The 18,378-nt window shown below is 60.4% G+C and carries 22 protein-coding genes and 1 pseudogene; 19 read left to right on the top strand and 4 right to left on the bottom strand.

What is annotated here, in order from left to right; translation table 11 throughout:
* Positions 1-266 precede the first annotated feature (266 nt).
* The 3 genes from ACWHXD_RS29295 (at position 267) to ACWHXD_RS29285 (ending at position 1,486) form a co-directional block, all read left to right on the top strand.
* Positions 267-650, top strand: a complete 384-nt coding sequence (locus ACWHXD_RS29295; protein WP_138762072.1) for a polymorphic toxin type 44 domain-containing protein — start codon at positions 267-269, stop codon at positions 648-650.
* Positions 628-1,047 (top strand): hypothetical protein, encoded by a 420-nt coding sequence (locus tag ACWHXD_RS29290; protein WP_138762073.1) that lies wholly within the window; start codon positions 628-630, stop codon positions 1,045-1,047. Before ACWHXD_RS29295 ends, ACWHXD_RS29290 begins: the two co-directional genes overlap by 23 nt.
* 199 nt (positions 1,048-1,246) lie before the next feature.
* The gene (locus ACWHXD_RS29285; protein WP_138762074.1) at positions 1,247-1,486 is read left to right on the top strand and encodes a DUF6124 family protein; all 240 of its coding nucleotides are present in this window, start codon (positions 1,247-1,249) and stop codon (positions 1,484-1,486) included.
* A 115-nt stretch (positions 1,487-1,601) separates the two neighbouring features.
* On the opposite strand, the gene ACWHXD_RS29280 is transcribed toward ACWHXD_RS29285, so the two are convergent.
* Positions 1,602-1,889, bottom strand: coding sequence for a HigA family addiction module antitoxin (locus tag ACWHXD_RS29280; RefSeq protein ID WP_020301914.1), 288 nt, complete (start codon positions 1,887-1,889; stop codon positions 1,602-1,604).
* Between the two features lie 14 nt (positions 1,890-1,903).
* Entirely contained in the window at positions 1,904-2,182 is a 279-nt protein-coding gene (locus tag ACWHXD_RS29275; protein WP_056783018.1) for a type II toxin-antitoxin system RelE/ParE family toxin, read from the bottom strand.
* Between the two features lie 508 nt (positions 2,183-2,690).
* Between ACWHXD_RS29275 and ACWHXD_RS29270 the strand changes: the two are divergent.
* From ACWHXD_RS29270 to madM, 11 genes and pseudogenes are all read left to right on the top strand, one after another.
* Positions 2,691-2,930: pseudogene (locus ACWHXD_RS29270) on the top strand (DUF6124 family protein).
* Positions 2,931-3,680: 750 nt separating this feature from the next.
* A complete protein-coding gene (locus ACWHXD_RS29265; protein ID WP_138762076.1) occupies positions 3,681-4,409 on the top strand; it encodes a hypothetical protein in 729 nt (242 codons plus the stop codon).
* A gap of 83 nt (positions 4,410-4,492) precedes the next feature.
* The gene (gene mdcA / locus ACWHXD_RS29260; protein ID WP_138762077.1) at positions 4,493-6,163 is read left to right on the top strand and encodes a malonate decarboxylase subunit alpha; all 1,671 of its coding nucleotides are present in this window, start codon (positions 4,493-4,495) and stop codon (positions 6,161-6,163) included.
* A complete protein-coding gene (locus tag ACWHXD_RS29255) occupies positions 6,164-6,997 on the top strand; it encodes a triphosphoribosyl-dephospho-CoA synthase (RefSeq protein ID WP_120247513.1) in 834 nt (277 codons plus the stop codon).
* Positions 6,997-7,296 (top strand): malonate decarboxylase subunit delta, encoded by a 300-nt coding sequence (locus tag ACWHXD_RS29250; protein WP_032894758.1) that lies wholly within the window; start codon positions 6,997-6,999, stop codon positions 7,294-7,296. The genes ACWHXD_RS29255 and ACWHXD_RS29250 overlap by 1 nt, the downstream gene beginning before the upstream one ends.
* On the top strand, positions 7,289-8,131 hold the full coding sequence (locus ACWHXD_RS29245; protein ID WP_138762078.1) for a biotin-independent malonate decarboxylase subunit beta: 843 nt from the start codon (positions 7,289-7,291) through the stop codon (positions 8,129-8,131). The genes ACWHXD_RS29250 and ACWHXD_RS29245 overlap by 8 nt, the downstream gene beginning before the upstream one ends.
* Positions 8,128-8,898 carry a biotin-independent malonate decarboxylase subunit gamma gene (mdcE, locus tag ACWHXD_RS29240; protein WP_138762079.1) on the top strand — a complete coding sequence of 257 codons (771 nt, stop codon included), beginning with the start codon at positions 8,128-8,130 and terminating at the stop codon, positions 8,896-8,898. The genes ACWHXD_RS29245 and mdcE overlap by 4 nt, the downstream gene beginning before the upstream one ends.
* On the top strand, positions 8,892-9,488 hold the full coding sequence (locus ACWHXD_RS29235) for a malonate decarboxylase holo-ACP synthase (protein WP_138762080.1): 597 nt from the start codon (positions 8,892-8,894) through the stop codon (positions 9,486-9,488). The genes mdcE and ACWHXD_RS29235 overlap by 7 nt, the downstream gene beginning before the upstream one ends.
* A complete protein-coding gene (gene mdcH / locus ACWHXD_RS29230) occupies positions 9,485-10,384 on the top strand; it encodes a malonate decarboxylase subunit epsilon (protein ID WP_138762081.1) in 900 nt (299 codons plus the stop codon). The genes ACWHXD_RS29235 and mdcH overlap by 4 nt, the downstream gene beginning before the upstream one ends.
* Positions 10,385-10,451: 67 nt before the next feature.
* On the top strand, positions 10,452-10,844 hold the full coding sequence (gene madL, locus ACWHXD_RS29225) for a malonate transporter subunit MadL (RefSeq protein ID WP_032894763.1): 393 nt from the start codon (positions 10,452-10,454) through the stop codon (positions 10,842-10,844).
* A 5-nt stretch (positions 10,845-10,849) separates the two neighbouring features.
* Positions 10,850-11,614 (top strand): malonate transporter subunit MadM, encoded by a 765-nt coding sequence (madM, locus tag ACWHXD_RS29220; protein WP_032897715.1) that lies wholly within the window; start codon positions 10,850-10,852, stop codon positions 11,612-11,614.
* Between the two features lie 128 nt (positions 11,615-11,742).
* Here the strand turns inward: madM and ACWHXD_RS29215 are convergent, their stop codons facing one another.
* Positions 11,743-12,657, bottom strand: a complete 915-nt coding sequence (locus ACWHXD_RS29215) for a LysR family transcriptional regulator (protein WP_098950137.1) — start codon at positions 12,655-12,657, stop codon at positions 11,743-11,745.
* 145 nt (positions 12,658-12,802) lie between these two features.
* On the opposite strand from ACWHXD_RS29215, the gene trhA reads away from it, so the two are divergent.
* A complete protein-coding gene (gene trhA / locus ACWHXD_RS29210) occupies positions 12,803-13,420 on the top strand; it encodes a PAQR family membrane homeostasis protein TrhA (RefSeq protein ID WP_003195019.1) in 618 nt (205 codons plus the stop codon).
* Here trhA and ACWHXD_RS29205 read toward each other — a convergent pair.
* On the bottom strand, positions 13,401-14,324 hold the full coding sequence (locus tag ACWHXD_RS29205) for a LysR family transcriptional regulator (RefSeq protein WP_138762082.1): 924 nt from the start codon (positions 14,322-14,324) through the stop codon (positions 13,401-13,403). The genes trhA and ACWHXD_RS29205 overlap by 20 nt on opposite strands.
* A gap of 104 nt (positions 14,325-14,428) precedes the next feature.
* On the opposite strand from ACWHXD_RS29205, the gene ACWHXD_RS29200 reads away from it, so the two are divergent.
* The 4 genes from ACWHXD_RS29200 to ACWHXD_RS29185 all read left to right on the top strand — a co-directional run bounded on the left by ACWHXD_RS29200 (position 14,429) and on the right by ACWHXD_RS29185 (position 18,319).
* Positions 14,429-15,670, top strand: a complete 1,242-nt coding sequence (locus tag ACWHXD_RS29200; protein WP_138762083.1) for a D-amino acid dehydrogenase — start codon at positions 14,429-14,431, stop codon at positions 15,668-15,670.
* A gap of 118 nt (positions 15,671-15,788) precedes the next feature.
* Positions 15,789-17,030, top strand: coding sequence for a D-amino acid dehydrogenase (locus ACWHXD_RS29195; protein WP_138762084.1), 1,242 nt, complete (start codon positions 15,789-15,791; stop codon positions 17,028-17,030).
* 10 nt (positions 17,031-17,040) lie between these two features.
* A complete protein-coding gene (locus ACWHXD_RS29190; protein WP_138762085.1) occupies positions 17,041-17,391 on the top strand; it encodes a RidA family protein in 351 nt (116 codons plus the stop codon).
* Positions 17,392-17,416: 25 nt separating this feature from the next.
* Positions 17,417-18,319, top strand: coding sequence for a transporter substrate-binding domain-containing protein (locus ACWHXD_RS29185; protein ID WP_138762086.1), 903 nt, complete (start codon positions 17,417-17,419; stop codon positions 18,317-18,319).
* Positions 18,320-18,378 lie beyond the last annotated feature (59 nt).

Raw genomic sequence — 18,378 nt, 5'->3', positions numbered from 1 at the left:
GTGGGAGCTGGCTTGCCTGCGATGGCGGCCTGTCAGTCAACATCTCAGTAGCTGACCTACCGCTATCGCAGGCAAGCCAGCTCCCACGCTGAGCTGCGCTCATCTTCATGTCTCAATCCATCCACGCAGAGCTTGCAAATAATCGGTGATATGTCGGAATAGGATGGAGTTGCTGTAGGCGAGTTCTGAATTTGGAATAGGTGGGTTTTCAGGCCGAAGTGGAGTGGCTAGTTTCTGCACTCCTCACTGCCAGCAAGGACTCGCAAATGGCCGTACCGTTAATGCCGCCCGGTGTTTCAATTCTTGAAAACATGGCGATATCCCAATCCAAACGCATTCATCTCAAGCCCGGCTCGGCATTTGCCTATTCCTGGTTTTACTCCCAAGTACGTGCGGCCGGCCCTTGGAATTACAAGAAGCAGGGGCGTCAGTACGAAGCTTTTGGTAACTTCAATTACGGTGCCACAGGCACGGTGCTGGGCATTCCCGAAAATGTGTTGCTGCGAGCCGCCGGTGTGGCTCAAACCGTCGCCAGAACGACTCGTCCGGATTTTGGATCATGGTGGGGCGTTGAGCCTTTTGGTGACGACCCACGGGACCAATATTGGATAAGACGAGGTATCGAATATGCCATTTCGCAAGGCCAGTAAGCGCCTCATACCTGTTCTGCGTAATTGCCTGCTTGTGATCTGCCTACTCTATATCGGCGGCAGTTGGGTCCTGTCGCCCGGCACACCGGAACTGGATGAAGTGGTGTTGAAGCACTCCCTGGGCAACGGTATGTCGATCTATGGTGCGCGAGATGGCCAAGGTGGCGCGACGGTGGGGTTTTCCTACAGGTACTACGTGCATAAGGATTTGGGAAGTGATCAGGAAATACTCAGCGTATTAGCGTCTGCACCTCCTTTTCTCAAAACAAAAGAGCCCGATGTTCAAGTCAATAATGAGGGGGGTGCCCTGCAGCTGGTTATTCAGGGAGAAGTGTATGAGTACCACAGTTATGCGCTGGAGGGCCTGGGGAAGGTCAGGGTGATGATGGTGTTGTGATGGGCTAGCGCTCGATTTTTCCTGCAAACGGGCGCTTTTTATGCCTGCTGTACTCGTTATGGCGGCTGTGCGTGGGAGATTTTTCGGAGTCTGCCGGGGTCCGATATGCCCGGTCTTGCACGCCTGCGTACAGCTGCCACCTTCATTCGCGTGCAAGCGGAGAGAGGGCAGCCTCCATCACATATCGGAGCTGTAAATCATGGTCAAACCTACGCCCAATCCACCCCTCTTCACCGTAAAAGTCCACCAACACACCGAAACCTTACTGGTCAATGCCAGCGAAACCCTGTCCTCGCTCAATGCGCTCACCTGCAACCTGGCCTTCGACCTGAACACTTCCCAGCGCGCCTTCATGCTGGGGATCCAGCAAATGGCAGAGTTGGGGCAGTTGTTGGTCGATAGAGCGCTGGAGCAAGTCAGCCGGTCGCCAGCAACTTGAAACGGTCCCAAAAAGGGGCTGATCGTTCCCTCTTTGGGACCGCCACCTAACCAACACCACCGACCAATGTGGGAGCAGGCAAGCTCCCACAACGAGCTGCGCTCATCTCTAGGTCTCAATCAATCCGCGCAAACCGTTCAATCACTGGCTGCTCCCGGTGCTCCGCCTGCCATAAGTCATAAGCACTTTGCATCGACAACCATAACTGGGCAGTACTCACGCCGGCCCGTTCCAACCGAACGGCAAGGTCCGGGCTGACCGGGGCGTGGCCATGCAAGATCCTTGAAAAAGTCTCACGGGCGAAACCCAGGCGTCTCGCCATCTCGGTGATGGTGATGCCCAAGGCAGGGATCACATCTTCAAGCAGGATCTCACCTGGGTGAGGTGGATTGTGCATACCCATATCAATGCCTCTACTCAGTGGTAGTCAAGATAGTCGACCAGTTCGACCTGATCGTCGAACATCCGAAAAATAATGCGCCAGTTACCACTTATGCTGACGGACCAGTAATCAAGCAGGTCGCCCTTCAAGCGATGGAAGCGCCAGCCGGGAAGGTCCAGTGCATCTGGGTGCTCGGCTTTGTCCAGAATGAGCAGAACGCGGCGCAAGCGCTTTGCATGGTTTGCGTTGATGCCTCTGGTTGAACCGGTCTCATAGAAGGCCCTGAGTCCCTTATGTTTCCAGCTAACGATCATGGCATGATTGTGATGTGATGCATCACACTCTGCAATGGCCTTGCATCGGGTTTAACGGTCGGATTCATGATGTCTGCCCGTGGCACGATTCGGATGGAAAAGGTTAGGGAGGCGAGTTCCGAGCAACAACCTGAAAAGCCTGTCGGAGCATTCTTTGCTGCCTATCGGAAGGATGATGGTGGAGGTGGTCTTAGGATTTTTCCCGCAAGATTTTGGGCTATGCATGAACTTGTGGTGAGAGGTCCGCACGCCTAGTCTTCGCTCCGTCATCGCAAAAAACGGTGACACGGACGTGCAAGTCCGACGAAACTGTTTAGGCGTACAAACGCCCAGCCAAACAACGGGCGTTTTTTGTGCTCGCTGCTTTATGGCGGCTGCGCGCAGGAGGTCTTCGGACCTGCTGGGTGTCCTAAACAGGCCCGGTCTTGCACACCTGCGCACGGTCGCCACCCTCATTCGCGTGCAAGCGAACGGTGGCGCTCCTTACTAACTGTTTAGGAGTTTCATCATGATCAAACCTACGCCCAATCCACCCCTCTTCACCGTAAACCCCCACCAAGACACCGAAACCCTGCTGGTTAACGCCAGCGAAACCCTGTCCTCGCTCAATGCGCTCACCTGCAACCTGGCCTTCGACTTGGACACTTCCCAGCGCGCCATCATGCTGGGAATTTAGCAAATGGCAGAGTTGGGGCAGTTACTGGTTGATAGAGCGCTGGAGCAAGTCAGCCCGTCGCCAGCAACTTGAAACGGTCCCAAAAAGGGACTGATCATTCCCTCTTTGGGACCGCTATCTAACCAACACCACCGACCCATGTGGGAGCTGGTTTGCCTGCGATGGCCAAGGTATCTACACAACTTTTTAGCGCTCAACGCTAACCACGATGCGAAGCGAGCCGCTCTTGATCTTGCTCTTGATCTGCTTGTGATCTTGATCTTAAGCGCCCCGTTAAACCACGCTGGCCGGAATTCGACAGGGATTTGGGGGGTAAACCGGCAGGGATGCCGGTTTAGCCGCCCCGCGCCATGGATGGCGCGTGGCGGCGGCCCCCCAAATCACTGACGGATTACGGGCACACCGAGCCCAAGCGAGGTGCCGAGTGGTGGGGCAAGAGCCCTTTTGGTTACTTTTGGGGCTCTTTTCCAAAAGTGACCCGCTGTCAGAGCGGAACCCTAAGTCGCCGTTACCGCAGGAATGGATATGTACACGGTCCAACTGTGTCGCCTGTCAGGCCGCCTTCGCGAGCAAGCCCGCTCCCACAGTTGGATTGCGGTGCGTCAGATAGATCAGCGCCGGCTGTCAGGCCGTCACGGGAGCAAGCTCCCTCGCCACAGGTTCAGCGTCGCACCAAAATTGTGTAGATACCTATGCTGCGATGGCGGTAGGTCAGCTACTGAGATGTTGACTGACAGTCCGCCATCGCAGGCAAGCCAGCCCCACATCAAGCTTTATGTGCTACGGCCGATAAGGAGGATTCAGTTTTAGGGATGGAGTGATGTGGGCGTGATGGAATTTCTTGGCGCAGTAGGCAACAGTTTTTCATTTCTCTACAACATGGTTACCGGCGCTTTGATCTTATGGGTCCTGACAGTGACCGCAACAGCGTCCGCAGTCAGGTCATTGGCTGAGGGGCGTGGTGCGCTATGGGGGGCCATGATTTCCACTGTAGGTGCAGTGATTATCCTACTGCTTATCCAGTTGATTGGTGTTCCTGAAGACACAACTAACGTTTTAAACAACTTCATCATCATGACCCTTGGAGGGCTGGGGTCCGGTCTGCTGGCTGTTGCACTCGTGGCGGAGCCGAATGCGGTCGAGGCGTTGAAGTTCAAACGGGCGTTGTTCAACATTCTTGATTACGCCTTTGTTTGGTTATGGCTGTCCTCTCTGTCCATGATTTTTCTTTTCCTTATTTCGAAGCTCTCTGGCCGCATAGTGGCAACTGATCATGCGCTCGGAATCATGCTTATCACCTTCTTGTTCACCTTTTTGAGCATTGTGCTGCTTGAGTGCCGTAACAAATTCGCTAAATGGGGAGAGTCGGTCGGACTGGGTCTATTTCTCATACTTGTTGTGCTCTTGGTGCTTTATGTAGGGACGCTTGCCTCGGTATGGTCCAAGGCACCGGGTTGGATACTGACGTTAAATAGTCTGGTGGCTTGCTCGATAGTGAGCACATCGCTGTATTACCGCAGGCGTGGCGCTGTACCGTTACTCCAGCCGTAACGATCCAGCACCCAGCTTGATTGATGCCTCTCCACATTCGCTCCTAAGGTACAGCCCACGACAGCAAACCCCGTGGAGCGACCATGACAACAACCATCACCCCCGACTCGCGCTGGACGCGGCGGCGCGACGAGAAGCAGCGGCGGCTCGGGCTGGTCAAGAAATACGCAGACGGGGCGGTGTTGCCCAGCGACAAGATCGTCGAGGCGCTTGAAGCCTTGATCCTCCCCGGCGACCGCGTGGTGCTGGAGGGCAACAACCAGAAACAGGCCGATTTCCTCTCGCGTTCCCTGGCCAAGGCCGACCCGGCCAAGCTTCACGATTTGCACATGATCATGCCCAGCGTGGGCCGAGCCGAGCACCTGGACCTGTTTGAAAAGGGCATCGCCCGCAAGCTGGATTTCTCTTTCGCCGGCACCCAGTCCCTGCGCATCAGCCAGTTGCTGGAAGACGGCCTGCTGGAAATCGGCGCGATCCACACCTACATCGAACTCTACGCACGGCTGGTGGTGGACCTGATCCCCAACGTGGTGCTCTCCGCCGGTTTCATGGCCGACCGCGCCGGCAACATCTACACCGGCGCCAGCACCGAAGACAGCCCGGCGTTGATCGAGCCCGCCGCCTTCAGCGATGGCATCGTCATCGTGCAGGTCAACCAGTTGGTGGATGACGTCACCGATTTGCCCCGTGTCGACATCCCCGCAAGCTGGGTGGATTTCGTGGTGGTGGCCGACAAGCCGTTCTACATCGAACCGCTGTTCACCCGCGACCCACGCCATATCAAGCCGGTGCATGTGCTGATGGCGATGATGGCGATCCGAGGCATCTACGAAAAACACAATGTGCAGTCGCTCAACCATGGCATCGGCTTCAACACCGCTGCCATCGAATTGATCCTGCCCACCTACGGCGAATCCCTGGGTCTGAAAGGCAAGATCTGCCGCAACTGGACCCTCAACCCGCACCCCACATTGATCCCGGCGATTGAAAGCGGTTGGGTGCAAAGTGTGCATTGCTTCGGCACCGAACTGGGCATGGAAAACTACATCGCCGCACGCCCGGATGTGTTCTTCACTGGCAGCGATGGTTCGATGCGCTCCAACCGCATGTTCTGCCAACTCGCCGGCCAATACGCCGTGGACCTGTTTATCGGCGCCACCCTGCAAGTGGATGGCGACGGGCATTCCAGCACCGTGACCCGTGGCCGCCTCGCCGGTTTTGGTGGTGCGCCGAACATGGGCCACGACCCACGCGGCCGCCGCCATGGCACCCCAGCCTGGTTGGATATGCGCCACGACGATGCGCCAGAAGCCCTGCTTGAACGCGGCAAAAAACTGGTGGTGCAGATGGTCGAAACCTTCCAGGAAGGCGGCAAACCCACCTTCGTCGACACCCTGGACGCGGTGGAAGTGGCGCGCAAAAGCGGCATGCCCCTGGCGCCGATCATGATCTACGGCGACGACGTCACCCACTTGCTCACCGAAGAAGGCATCGCCTACCTGTACAAGGCGCGCTCCCTGGAAGAACGCCAGGCGATGATCGCCGCCGTCGCCGGGGTGACCGCCATCGGCATGCGCCACAACCCCAAGGACACCGCGCGCATGCGTCGCGAAGGCTTGATTGCCTTGCCCGAAGATTTGGGTATTCGCCGCACCGACGCCACCCGCGAGTTGTTGGCCGCCAAGAGCGTAGCCGACCTGGTGGACTGGTCCGGTGGCCTGTACAACCCGCCCGCCAAATTCAGGAGCTGGTAAATGCGCGCGCTCAAACTGCATGAACTCAGCCTCGCCGATCGCCTCGCGGATATGGCCGTTGATGCGCTGATCGATGAAGCCGACCTGTCGCCCAAGCCTGCGCTGGTGGACCGGCGTGGCAATGGTGCCCACAGCGATTTGCACCTGGGGCTGATGCACGCTTCGGCGCTGTCACTGTGGCCGATGTTCAAGGAAATGGCCGAGGCTGCGCTCGACATCGGCGAAGTCGGCCTGCCGTTGCGCGAAGCGCTCGGGCGTATTGGCCGTGAAGGCGAGCAAGCCATGCTTGCTACCACCCAGGGCGTGAACACCCATCGCGGTGCGATCTGGGCGCTGGGTTTGCTCACCGCTGCGGCGGCCTTGGAACCCCGTGCCATAACCCTGACCGCCGCCAAGCTGGCGCTGCTCAACGACCGCTACGCACCGCAACCCATGAGCCATGGCGCCCAGGTTGCCCAGCGCTACGGCGCACGCGGTGCCCGTGAAGAAGCCCAGCTTGGCTTCCCCTCGGTGACCCAACGCGGCCTGCCGCAGCTGCACAAAAGCCGCCGCGAAAATGCCGGTGAACAGAACGCCCGCCTGGATGCCTTGCTGGCGATCATGACGGACCTGGCAGACACCTGCGTGCTCTACCGCGCCGGTACCCAAGGCTTAGCCGCCATGCAACAGGGCGCCCAGGCCGTGCTCGACGCCGGTGGCAGCGCAACCCTCGCGGGGCGCCGCCAATTGCATGAGCTGGACCTGCAACTGCTGGCCTTGAATGCCTCCCCCGGTGGCGCCGCCGACCTGCTGGCCGCCTGCCTGTTTATCGACCGCCTCGACGGAGCGTTGTGATGGAAACCTTGTCCTTTGAATTCCCCGCCGGGCAGCCCCCCAAAGGCCGTGCGCTGGTGGGTTGCGTCGGCTCGGGCGACCTGGAAGTGCTGCTGGAGCCGGGCACGCCCGGCACCCTGACCATCCAGGTGAAAACCTCGGTCAATGGCGCGCAGCAACGCTGGCAGCACCTGTTCGAACGCATCTTCCAGGAGCAGACGCCGCCGGCCCTGAACATTGATATCCACGACTTCGGTGCCACGCCCGGCGTAGTGCGCTTGCGCCTGGAGCAAGGTTTCGAGGAGATCGGCCATGACTGACTTACTTGCCAAACACAGCTTTGTGGAGCTCGGTGCCCGGCAGCGCGCCAAGGCGTTGTTGGATGCGGGTACCTTCCGCGAGTTGATTGACCCGTTCCAGCGGGTCATGTCGCCGTGGCTCAGCCGCCAAGGCGTGGTGCCCCAGGCCGACGACGGTGTGGTGATCGCCAAGGGCAGCCTCGGCGCCAAGCCTGTGGTGATTGCCGCGATTGAAGGCAATTTCCAGGGCGGCAGCCTGGGTGAAGTCGGCGGCGCAAAAATCGCGGGCGCCTTGGAACTGGCCGCCGAAGACAACCGCAACGGCATCCCCACCTGCGCCGTGCTGCTGCTGGAAACGGGCGGCGTACGTTTGCAGGAAGCCAACCTCGGCTTGGCCGCGATTGCCGATATCCACGCGGCGATTGTTGACCTGCGCCAGTACCAGCCGGTGATCGGCGTGGTGGCCGGCAGTGTCGGTTGCTTTGGGGGCATGTCCATCGCGGCCGGGTTGTGCAGTTACCTTGTGGTCACTCGCGAAGCACGCCTGGGCTTGAATGGCCCGCAAGTGATCGAACAGGAGGCGGGCCTGGAGGAATACGACTCCCGCGACCGGCCTTTTATCTGGAGCCTTACCGGTGGCGAGCAGCGCTTCAACAGCGGCTTGGCCGACCGTTATGTGGCGGACGATGTGGCGCAGATCCAGCAGACCGTCAGCGCACTGTTGCAGCAAGGTGTGCCCGCACAACCTCGCAGCCGGCGCGCTGATTTCTACCTGGCGCGCCTGGCCGAACTGGACGCCACGGCGCAGATCGAGCCCGGCGCGGTTCGCGCGCTGTATCAGGGAGAACGCTCATGAGAGGCTTGCAGTGGTTCAACGCATTGAGCACCAACGCTACGCCCGTTGAGGGTTTGCCGGGCTCATTGAAAGTGGCGGACGGAGTATTGGGTGAACAGGCGGTGCGCTATATCGCCGTGGTTCCCGACCCGCACAACCGCTTCCCCCGTGCCCGTAATGGTGAAGTCGGCCTGCTGGAAGGCTGGGGCTTGGCCAAGGCGGTGGACGAAGCCATCGCCCGGGGTGACAAGCGGCCCATCATCGCTATCGTCGACGTACCCAGCCAAGCCTATGGCCGCCGCGAAGAAGCCCTGGGCATTCATCAGGCCCTGGCCGCCGCTGCTGACAGCTACGCTCGCGCCCGGCTTGCCGGTCACCCGGTGATCGCCCTGCTGGTGGGCAAGGCCATGTCCGGCGCGTTCCTGGCCCACGGCTACCAGGCCAATCGCCTGATCGCCCTGCGCGATCCTGGCGTGATGGTGCATGCCATGGGCAAAGCCTCGGCGGCACGGGTGACCTTGCGCAGCGTCGAAGAATTGGAAGCACTGGCCGCCAGCGTGCCGCCGATGGCCTATGACATCGACAGCTATGCCAGCCTGGGTTTGCTGTGGGAGACGCTGACAGTCACCCAGATTGAACAGCCCACGGCGGATGACGTGGCACGGGTTCGCGATTGCCTGGTGCAGGCGGTCAAGGATATCGGCAGTACCGACTTGAGCTCACGCCTCGGCGCGACCAACCGGGCTGCCTCCAGCCACGTGCGCCAGCTGTTGCGGGAGCAATGGTGAACGCCCACGACTTGCTCTGGGGCATGACCCTGGCGCATCTGCCTGCCGATGCGCCGGCCTGGGCGCGGGAGGCGATCCGTGCCGGGCAGCCGGTGGTGGTGCGGCGCGCCATCGTCGAGCCGGGCCATGTGGCGGTCGGGGTGCGTGGGCGTTTGCGTGAGCAGCGTTTTGCCGCCCAGATGCCTGTAGCGGCGGTGCAACGGCGGGTGGCGCCGCAAGCCTTGCGAGAGGTGCTCTCAGCACGGGATTTACCGGCACTGCGGGCCCTCGATCAACTGCGGCCGGTGCTGGCGCAGCAAGACTGGGGCGTCAGCGGCAGTGCCGGGTTTGAATTGGCCAGTGGCATTGAAGCGCTGCATGCCAACAGTGACCTGGATTTGATTCTGTGCACGCCCAATCCTTTGGCTCGTAGCGAGGCGCAAGCGTTGTTGGCGATCCTGGACACCGCGCCCTGCGCCGTCGACCTGCAACTGCAAACCCCTTTCGGCGCCGTCGCCTTGCGCGAATGGGCCGGCCCCTCACGCCGTGTACTGCTCAAGACCGTCAGCGGTGCGCACCTTGTACTCGACCCTTGGCAGGCCGTGGCATGAGCAGCCTTCTGGTGTTTCCGGGGCAGGGCGCCCAACGCAGCGGAATGCTCCAAGCGTTGCCCGCCGACATTGTGCAAGAGGCCAGTGATGCCCTGGGTGAAGACGTTCGTCAGCTCGACTCGGCGCAGGCGCTTGAATCGACGAGGGCTGTGCAACTGTGCCTGTTGATCGCCGGCGTGGCCCATGCGCGGCAATTGGCGTGCACGCCGGATTACGTGGCGGGCCTGTCCATCGGCGCCTACCCAGCCGCGGTGATCGCCGGCTCCCTGGGTTTTGCTGATGCGATAAAACTGGTCAGCTTGCGTGGCGAATTGATGCAGCAGGCTTATCCACAGGGCTATGGCATGACCGCGCTGATCGGTCCTGATCTGTCCAGCGTCGAGGCCTTGCTGGCGGATATCCACAGCCCACAAATGCCGGTGTACCTGGCCAATATCAATGCCGACAACCAGACCGTCATCGCCGGCAGCAACGAGGCGATGAAGCGGGTTGCCGAGCGCATCAAAGGCAGCGGCGTCGCCAAGCGCCTGGCCGTCAGCGTGCCGTCTCACTGCCCGTTGCTGGAGCAACCCGCCCAGGCTCTGTTCCAAGCCTTCGTCCCACTCAAGGCGCCGCGCATCACCTACCTGAGCAGCACCCGCGCGCGACCTATCCACAACCCCGAACACCTGCGTGACGACCTGGCCTTCAATATGTGCCGCGTTGTCGATTGGCGCGGCACGGTGCAAAGCGCCTACGAGCGCGGTGTGCGCCTGCAAATCGAACTGCCTCCGGGCGCGGTGCTCACTGGTCTGTCACGCCGTGTTTTTGAACAAGGCACGGTGATCGCCTGCGAAGGCGCCCGCCTGGACACCTTGCAGGCCTTGCTGCAAGAGGAGGAGCGCCGCCACCGATAACGCAGTACCCAAGGCTTTCGAAGCACAAAAACAACAATTTCGAACGAGCACTTTGAGGACAACAACCATGATTATCTACGGTGTGGCTTTTTTGGCGTTCTGCACGTTGGCAGGGCTGTTTGTAGGTGAACTGCTGGGCAAGCTGCTGGGTATCCCGGCCAACGTCGGCGGGGTGGGTATTGCCATGCTGCTGTTGATCGGCCTGGGCAGCTACCTGAGCAAACGCGGCCTGTTTACCGGCAAGTCAGAGCAAGGCGTGAGTTTCTGGGCGGCGGTATATATCCCGATTGTGGTGGCGATGGCTGCCCAGCAAAACGTGTATGGCGCCATCAGCGGTGGGCCGATGGCGATTCTGGCCGGAACCCTCGCCGTGGTGCTCGGCTTTGCCCTGGTGCCCGTGCTGGTGCGTATCGGTAACCGCGAGCCGGTTGCTCCTGTTCCCACCAAAGAAGCCGGGTGATCGCCATGTACGAATCGATGATGAAAGTGATCACCGGCTACGGCTTGATCAGTGGTTTCGCCGTGATCGGCCTGACCATGTGGGTGTCTTATTGGATCTCCGATACCTTCACCAAGGGCCGCCTGCATGGTTCGGCCATTGCCATTCTGCTGGGGTTGGCGCTGTCGTATGTGGGCGGTGCGTTTACCGGTGGTTCCAAGGGCGTGGTGGATATTCCGCTGTTGTCGGGCATCGGCCTGCTCGGTGGTGCGATGCTGCGGGACTTTGCCATTGTCGCCACGGCGTTTGGCGTGAGTGTCGATGAGCTCAAACGTGCGGGCTTCGTGGGTGTGCTGGCGCTGTTTGTCGGCGTGGGCTCGTCGTTCGTTGCCGGGGTAGGGGTGGCGATGGCGTTCGGGTACACCGATGCGGTGAGCCTCACCACCATCGGCGCCGGGGCCGTGACCTATATCGTCGGCCCGGTGACTGGCGCGGCGATTGGGGCCAGCTCCGAGGTGATGGCGCTGTCCATTGCCGCAGGGTTGATCAAGGCCATTCTGGTGATGGTGATGACGCCGTTCGTGGCGCCGCTGATCGGGCTGAACAACCCACGCAGCGCGGTGATCTTCGGTGGCTTGATGGGCACCTCCAGCGGCGTGGCCGGCGGCCTGGCGGCGACAGATCCGAAGCTGGTGCCTTATGGGTGTTTGACCGCGGCGTTCTATACGGCGCTGGGGTGTTTGTTAGGGCCGTCGTTGCTGTTTTTGCTGATGCGTGGATTAGTGGGCTGACGGGGGGATGATCGTTCCCACGCTCCGCGTGGGAACGCCTCTTGTGACGCTCTGCGTCACGGTCAAAACAAAGCGGACGCGGAGCGTCCTAAGCTGCGCTCCCACGCAGAGCGTGGGAGCGATCGTCCTCAGCTTTGGCGATTGGCATACATCCGACACTCCGCCAACAACGCCAGCAAGTTCGGATCGCGCTCTTTGGCTTTCAAAAACACCACACCGATCTGCTGCTGCAACCGATACCTGGGCTGTAGCGGTATCAGCTTCACGCGGTTCTCATACACCGCCGCGATCCGCCCGGGCAGCAGGGCATAACCCACCCCTGAACTGACCATGCTCAGCAAGGTGAAGATATCGTTCACCTGCATCGCCACCTTCGGTTCGAACCCTGCCTGATGGAACACCCGGTTGCCGTCCTGGTGCGTGGCGAAGCCCTGGGTGAGGGTGATGAAGGTGGCATCGCGCACGTCGGCCAGGTCGATTTCCTGATTGCGGTCCAGGGGCGAGTCGGCCGGGGTGGCGAGGAAGATGTCATCGCTGAACAGCGCGATCTGCTCACAGTCGGGGTCGTGGGCGTGTTCGTCGAGGGAGATGAGGATCGCGTCCACTTCCATGTTCTTGAGCTTGTAGAGCAGGTCGAAGTTGGAGCCCAGGATCAGGTCGATATTGAGTTCGCTGCGACGGATTTTCAGGCCCATGATCAATTGCGGCACGGTCTTGACCGTGAGCGAATACAGCGAGCCGAGCTTGAAACGTTCGGCCGAGAACCCGGCGGCTTCGCGAGTCAGGCGCACGCTGTCGACCACATCCGCCACCAGTTTCTGCGCACGCTCTTCGAGCACGTAGGCGCTTTCCAGCGGGGTAAGGTTGCGCCCCTCGTGTTTGAACAGCGGGCAGCGCAGGGCATTTTCCAGGGAGTGAATGGCGCGGTGCACGCTGACATTGCTGGTTTGCAGCTCGGCGGCGGCGCGGGCCAGGTTGCCGGTGCGCATGAACGCCAGGAAGATCTCCAGTTTCTTGAGGGTGAATTCTTCGTCGATCAGCATGGCCGTGGGCTCTTGTTCGATTGCGCTCGATTGTGCCCGTAAACGCCGCCGCCGTCGCCGGAACGTCACGCGCCGCTTGCACTCTGATGCGCAAGGCTGGACGCTTGTCCGCCTGTTCTTAAGGGTGACGGGAGGTCAGTGACAGATGTACCACGGGGAACGATTCAACGCCTGGAGCCATTTGCTCGGTGCAGTTGCGGCCTGTATTGGCGCCGTGTGGATGTTGGTGGTGGCGAGCCTGGACGGCAGCCCCTGGAAGATCGTCAGCGTGGCGATTTATGGCTTTACCCTGATGGTGCTGTACAGCGCGTCAACGGTGTACCACAGCGTACGGGGCCGGCGAAAAGCGATCATGCAGAAGGTCGATCACTTTTCCATTTACCTGTTGATCGCCGGCAGCTACACACCATTCTGCCTGGTGACCCTGCGCGGGCCGTGGGGCTGGACGCTGTTCGGGATTGTGTGGGGGCTGGCGGTGATCGGCATCCTGCAGGAGATCAAGCCGCGCTCGGAGGCGCGGATTCTGTCCATCGTGATCTACGCCGTAATGGGCTGGATCGTCCTGGTGGCGGTCAAGCCGTTGATGGCGGCGCTGGGCACGGCCGGTTTTATCTGGTTGGCGTCCGGTGGGGTGCTGTACACCGTAGGCATTATCTTTTTTGCCTTGGAGGATCGCTTGCGCCATTCCCATGGCATCTGGCATCTGTTTGTAATCGGCGGCAGCCTGCTGCATTTCGTGGCGATCATGCATTACGTGCTTTGAGCGCTGGCAGCTCCAGCAACTCGCGGGCCCGGCTGCCAAATATTTGCAGCAAGTGAGTGAACATATGCGGGGGTGGCGCACCGGCGCGGGTCAGGGCGTAGAGGGTGATGGGCAGCGGCGGGGTGAACGGGCGGATACAGGTGGTGGCCGTTGAGGCGCCGAGGGCCGTAAAAGGGTCGATCACGGCAAGGCCGGCACCGGATTCCACCATGGCGCGGGCCAAGGAGTAGGTCTGTACCGAGATCGTTACCCGAGGCGCGGGCTCGACATTCTCCAGGTAACCGGCGAGCTTTGCCGCCAACGGATCGGCGCTGGACAGGCCAATCAACGGCGCACCGGCCAGGTCCGCTAAGGGCAACGGCCGGTTCAACTCGGTTTCGGGCCAGAACCCCTTGGAAGCCAGCGCGACCAACGCGCCGTTCGCCAGCACTTGGGAGGTCAACCCTGGATGGCCGGAGAAATTGAGGGTCAGTGCCAGGTCGATTTCGCGTACCAATAGCTTTTGCACCAGTTCACTGCTGTGGTCGCTGGACAGCTCGCAGGCCATGTTCGGATAATCGCGTGTCCATTCCAGAATCGCCGGTGGCAGCAGTGAAAGTGCCAGTGCCGGGATCGCGCCAATGCGTATGCTTTGCCCAGGTTCGCGGCGCAAGCTTCTGGCCAGGCGCCTTACGCCTTGCAAGCTTTCGGTGACTTTCTCGACCTCGCCCTCCAGCGCCAGGGCTTCAGGCGTGGGTTGTAATTTGCCGCGCACGCGCAAAAACAACGGAAAACCCAGCTGCAATTCGGCGTGCTGCAGCACTTTGGTCACTGCTGGTTGCGACACGTGCAGCAACTGCGCGGCGCCGCTGACGGAGCCGGTCTGTCGAATCGCCTGGAAGATTTCGATATGACGTAGACGCATAAAGCCATAACCTTGGTTTATAAACGTCCTACTTTTATTCATTGTGCAAGCGTTGTCACTCACCCTTAGTCTCGATTTAGTTTCGTGACGTGTGAGGTGACACTTTGGCAAAGCAGGTTTGTATCATCGGTGGGGGCGTCATTGGCCTGACGAGTGCGTACGCGCTGGTGCGTGCGGGCATGGACGTCACGCTGATCGAGGGGCAGAAAACCCTGGGGAGCGCCACCAGCTTCGCCAACGGGGGCCAACTTTCCTATCGGTATGTCACGCCACTGGCGGATGCTGGCATCCCACTTAAGGCGCTCGGCTGGCTACTGCGGGGCGAGTCGCCGGTTAAACTCAGGCCGCGCATGGACCCGCTGCAGTGGCGCTGGCTGACGTCTTTCCTGGGCGCCTGCCGCTCCTCGGTCAACCACACCAACTCTGAACACCTCCTGCGCTTGGCGGCCCTGAGTCAGCAGACGCTGGAAAGCTGGCGTCATGAGGATAAGCTCGAAGGGTTCAATTGGCAGCGTAACGGCAAGCTGCTGACCTTTCGCTCCTCCGAGAGTTTTGCCCAGGCCCGCCGTAAATTGAGCGACCCTTTACAGCAGCAAGTATTGTCGGCTGAGGACTGTCGACGGTTGGAGCCCTCATTGAGCCCAGGCACGTTCATCGGTGGCATTTACAACCCTACCGAAGAAGCGGCTGATTGCCACGGGTTTTGCCAGCGCCTGACCGATCATCTCCAAGCCTCCGGACGATGCCGATTCATGCTCGGGTGCAAGGTATTGAAGATCCACGAGGCCTTTGGTTCGGTGGTGGCCCTTGAGTTGCAGGATGAGGTGTTGCCGGTGGATAACCTGGTACTGGCCGCCGGACATAACAGCCAAAGCCTGTGCTTGCCGGCCCTGCATTTGCCGTTGTATCCGCTCAAAGGCTATAGCCTTACCGTGCCGATCGAAGACCAGCATACGGCGTTGAACATCAATGTTACCGACTATGACCGCCGTACCGTCTATGCCCGTATCGGTGAGCAATTGCGCATCGCGGCAATGGTCGACATCGTCGGGTTCAACAGTGCTCCGGCGCCCAAGCGGCTGGCGGTCATAAAGCGCCTGGCCCGCCAGACTTTTCCTATGGCTGGGAACTATGACGCCGCTGTTGAATGGGCGGGTATGCGCCCGGCTACGCCCACGGGCCTACCGCTGATTGGCGCCACGGCGTATCGCAATCTTTGGCTCAACCTTGGCCATGGTGCCCTGGGGTTCACCCTCGCGTGTGGCAGTGGGCAAGTATTGGCCGAAATGATTGACGCACAGTCAACGTCTATCGATACGCGGGCGTTTCTTCCCAAAGTGGCATGATCTATATGCAAACCTAAGCCTATAACCTTCGGTTATGGGCTGCCTTTCTTTATTCATTTCCGGCTGTATGCCTGATGCCCCTACGCTGAGCCCTCTTAATCAACAGCTGGGGGCTGGGATGGCCAGGCAGGTTTGCATCATTGGCGGCGGTGTCATCGGCTTGGCGAGTGCTTATGCGCTGGTACGAGCCGGCCATGAAGTGACGGTAATCGATGCGCGCGACAGTCTGGGCAGCGAGACCAGCTTCGCCAATGGCGGGCAGTTGTCCTATCGGTATGTCGCACCGCTGGCTGATTCCGGCGTGCCGCTGCAGGCGATAGGCTGGCTGTTGCGCGGTGACTCGCCCTTGAAGCTTCGCCCCCGCCTCGACCCCCAGCAGTGGCGCTGGATGGCGGCCTTTATCGGCGCGTGCCGGGGTTCGGTCAACCGGCGTAACGGTGCCCATCTTCTGCGCCTGGCTACCCTGAGCCAGAGCACGTTACAGCAGTGGCGCGAGGATGATCGCCTGGGCGGCTTCGACTGGCGGCGCAATGGCAAGCTGGTGATGTTTCGCAGCGCCAGCACCTTTGAACATGCGCGCGCAAAGGTCACAAATTTCCTGCAGCAACAGGTGTTGTCGTCTGTTGAGTGCGCTCGCCTGGAGCCCGCATTGGCGGACGGTGGCTTTGTCGGTGGCATCTATACGCCGAATGAGGAGGTGGGGGATTGCCACGCTTTTTGCCGGCAGTTGGCGGCCCGTCTTGACGCGTCGGGGCGTTGCCGGTTTTTGCTCGGGCGCAAGGTCACCGGGTTGCGCCATGCTGGCGGTGCGGTACAGGCCATCGAACTGGATGACGAGGTAATGCCGGTCGAGCAGTTGGTGCTCGCGGCCGGTTATCGCAGCGCTGAGTTGGCACTGCCGGGGCTGTCACTGCCCGTATATCCGCTCAAGGGCTACAGCCTGAGCGTGCCGATTGGCCCGCAACACCAGGCGCCGAACGTGAGCATCACCGACTACGACCGCAAGATCGTCTACGCGCGCTTAGGTGAGCAACTGCGGGTCGCGGCCATGGTGGATATTGTGGGATTCGATGCCGGCCTTGAGCCTTCGCGTCTGGCGTTGATGAAGCGCCAGGCAGTAGAGACATTTCCTCTGGCAGGCGACTACCGGCACGCGGTCGAATGGGCGGGCATGCGCCCAGCCACGCCAACGGGCGTGCCGCTGATTGGTGCCAGCCGCTATCGCAACCTGTGGCTGAACCTGGGGCACGGTGCCCTTGGCTTTACCTTGGCCTGTGGTAGCGGCCAACTGCTGGCCGAGTTGATCGACCAGCGCACCCCTTCCATTGATATGCAGGGCCTGACGCCCCGCGCCGCTTGAGGATGCAGCCATGACCATTACCCGAATTAATAGCAACGAACGACTCAGCGGTGCCGTGACGTTCAAGGATCTGGTGTTCCTTTCAGGCCAGGTCCCCAGCGACGGCCTGGATGTGGCCACCCAGACCCGCGAAGTGCTGGCCAGGATCGACACGCTGCTGGCCGAGGCGGGCAGCGATAAGGACCATTTACTCAACGCGACGATTTACCTCAAGGACATCGGTACCGGTTTTGCACCGATGAATGAAGTCTGGTCCGCATGGCTCTCGCCAGGCATGGCGCCCACGCGCACCACCCTGCAGGCAGAGCTGGCACGGCCGAATGTGCTGGTGGAAATCAGCGTGATTGCAGTACGTAAATAACCTCAAAGACCAACGGAGAATAACAATGAAAAAAATCCTGTTGACCGGCTGCGCGCTGGGGCTTTTGTTGAGCGCACAGGCGCATGCAACCGAAGCGCCGCTGGAGGGCACCTTGAGCAAGATTGCCAGCGCCAAGTCCATCACCCTGGGCTATCGCGATGCGTCGGTGCCGTTTTCCTACGTGGGGGATAGCAGTGGCAAACCGATGGGGTACTCGGTGGATCTGGCAAACATGATCGTCGAACGCATCCAGCAAAAAACCGCAGTGGGCGACCTCAAGGTGAAGTACAACCTGGTGACGTCCCAAACCCGCATCCCACTGGTGCAGAACGGCACTGTGGATTTGGAGTGCGGCTCCACCGGCGTGACGGCTGAACGGCAGAAGCAGGTGGCGTTCTCCTACGGGTTTATCTACGTAAAGGGCCAGTTGCTGACGGCCAAGGACAGCGGGATCAAAGGCTTCGCCGACCTTGCGGGCAAGAATGTGGTGACCACCGCCGGCACCACCAATGAGCGCTTCCTCAAAAGTTATAACGCTGAACACAAAGCCAATATGTTCGTGATCAGTGCCAAGGACCATGGCGAAGCGTTCAAGATGCTCGAGACTGGCCGGGCCGTAGCGTTCTATATGGACGACGCGTTGCTCTACGGCGAGCGCGCCAAGGCCAGGGACCCGCATCATTGGGTTGTGGTGGGCGAGGAGCAATCACGGGAAATCTACAGCTGCATGGTGCGCAAGGATGACCCGCAGTTTCTGGCGGTGGTCAACGAAACCCTGGGCGATCTGTACCGCTCGGGAGAGATCAACGGGATTTACCAACGCTGGTTCGAGCAGCCGATTCCGCCCAAGGGCTTGAACCTGGAGTTCCCGATGACCAGCGAGTTGAAGGCGATCATCGCCAAGCCGGTGAGTGACCCGGTGGAGTGAAACGTTGATAACCCGATCACACTGTGGGAGCTGGCTTGCCTGCGATAGCGGTGGTTCAG

The organism is Pseudomonas fjordensis (assembly GCF_976987115.1).
Note: the sequence above shows the minus strand (reverse complement) of the source record. Positions and strands in the feature narration are given on the sequence as shown.

Coding starts and splice junctions, on each gene's coding strand:
- ACWHXD_RS29295 (WP_138762072.1), top strand. CDS start 267: ATGGCCGTACCGTTAATGCCGCCCGGTGTTTCAATTCTTGAAAACATG.
- ACWHXD_RS29290 (WP_138762073.1), top strand. CDS start 628: ATGCCATTTCGCAAGGCCAGTAAGCGCCTCATACCTGTTCTGCGTAAT.
- ACWHXD_RS29285 (WP_138762074.1), top strand. CDS start 1,247: ATGGTCAAACCTACGCCCAATCCACCCCTCTTCACCGTAAAAGTCCAC.
- ACWHXD_RS29280 (WP_020301914.1), bottom strand. CDS start 1,889: ATGGGTATGCACAATCCACCTCACCCAGGTGAGATCCTGCTTGAAGAT.
- ACWHXD_RS29275 (WP_056783018.1), bottom strand. CDS start 2,182: ATGATCGTTAGCTGGAAACATAAGGGACTCAGGGCCTTCTATGAGACC.
- mdcA (WP_138762077.1), top strand. CDS start 4,493: ATGACAACAACCATCACCCCCGACTCGCGCTGGACGCGGCGGCGCGAC.
- ACWHXD_RS29255 (WP_120247513.1), top strand. CDS start 6,164: ATGCGCGCGCTCAAACTGCATGAACTCAGCCTCGCCGATCGCCTCGCG.
- ACWHXD_RS29250 (WP_032894758.1), top strand. CDS start 6,997: ATGGAAACCTTGTCCTTTGAATTCCCCGCCGGGCAGCCCCCCAAAGGC.
- ACWHXD_RS29245 (WP_138762078.1), top strand. CDS start 7,289: ATGACTGACTTACTTGCCAAACACAGCTTTGTGGAGCTCGGTGCCCGG.
- mdcE (WP_138762079.1), top strand. CDS start 8,128: ATGAGAGGCTTGCAGTGGTTCAACGCATTGAGCACCAACGCTACGCCC.
- ACWHXD_RS29235 (WP_138762080.1), top strand. CDS start 8,892: ATGGTGAACGCCCACGACTTGCTCTGGGGCATGACCCTGGCGCATCTG.
- mdcH (WP_138762081.1), top strand. CDS start 9,485: ATGAGCAGCCTTCTGGTGTTTCCGGGGCAGGGCGCCCAACGCAGCGGA.
- madL (WP_032894763.1), top strand. CDS start 10,452: ATGATTATCTACGGTGTGGCTTTTTTGGCGTTCTGCACGTTGGCAGGG.
- madM (WP_032897715.1), top strand. CDS start 10,850: ATGTACGAATCGATGATGAAAGTGATCACCGGCTACGGCTTGATCAGT.
- ACWHXD_RS29215 (WP_098950137.1), bottom strand. CDS start 12,657: ATGCTGATCGACGAAGAATTCACCCTCAAGAAACTGGAGATCTTCCTG.
- trhA (WP_003195019.1), top strand. CDS start 12,803: ATGTACCACGGGGAACGATTCAACGCCTGGAGCCATTTGCTCGGTGCA.
- ACWHXD_RS29205 (WP_138762082.1), bottom strand. CDS start 14,324: ATGCGTCTACGTCATATCGAAATCTTCCAGGCGATTCGACAGACCGGC.
- ACWHXD_RS29195 (WP_138762084.1), top strand. CDS start 15,789: ATGGCCAGGCAGGTTTGCATCATTGGCGGCGGTGTCATCGGCTTGGCG.
- ACWHXD_RS29190 (WP_138762085.1), top strand. CDS start 17,041: ATGACCATTACCCGAATTAATAGCAACGAACGACTCAGCGGTGCCGTG.
- ACWHXD_RS29185 (WP_138762086.1), top strand. CDS start 17,417: ATGAAAAAAATCCTGTTGACCGGCTGCGCGCTGGGGCTTTTGTTGAGC.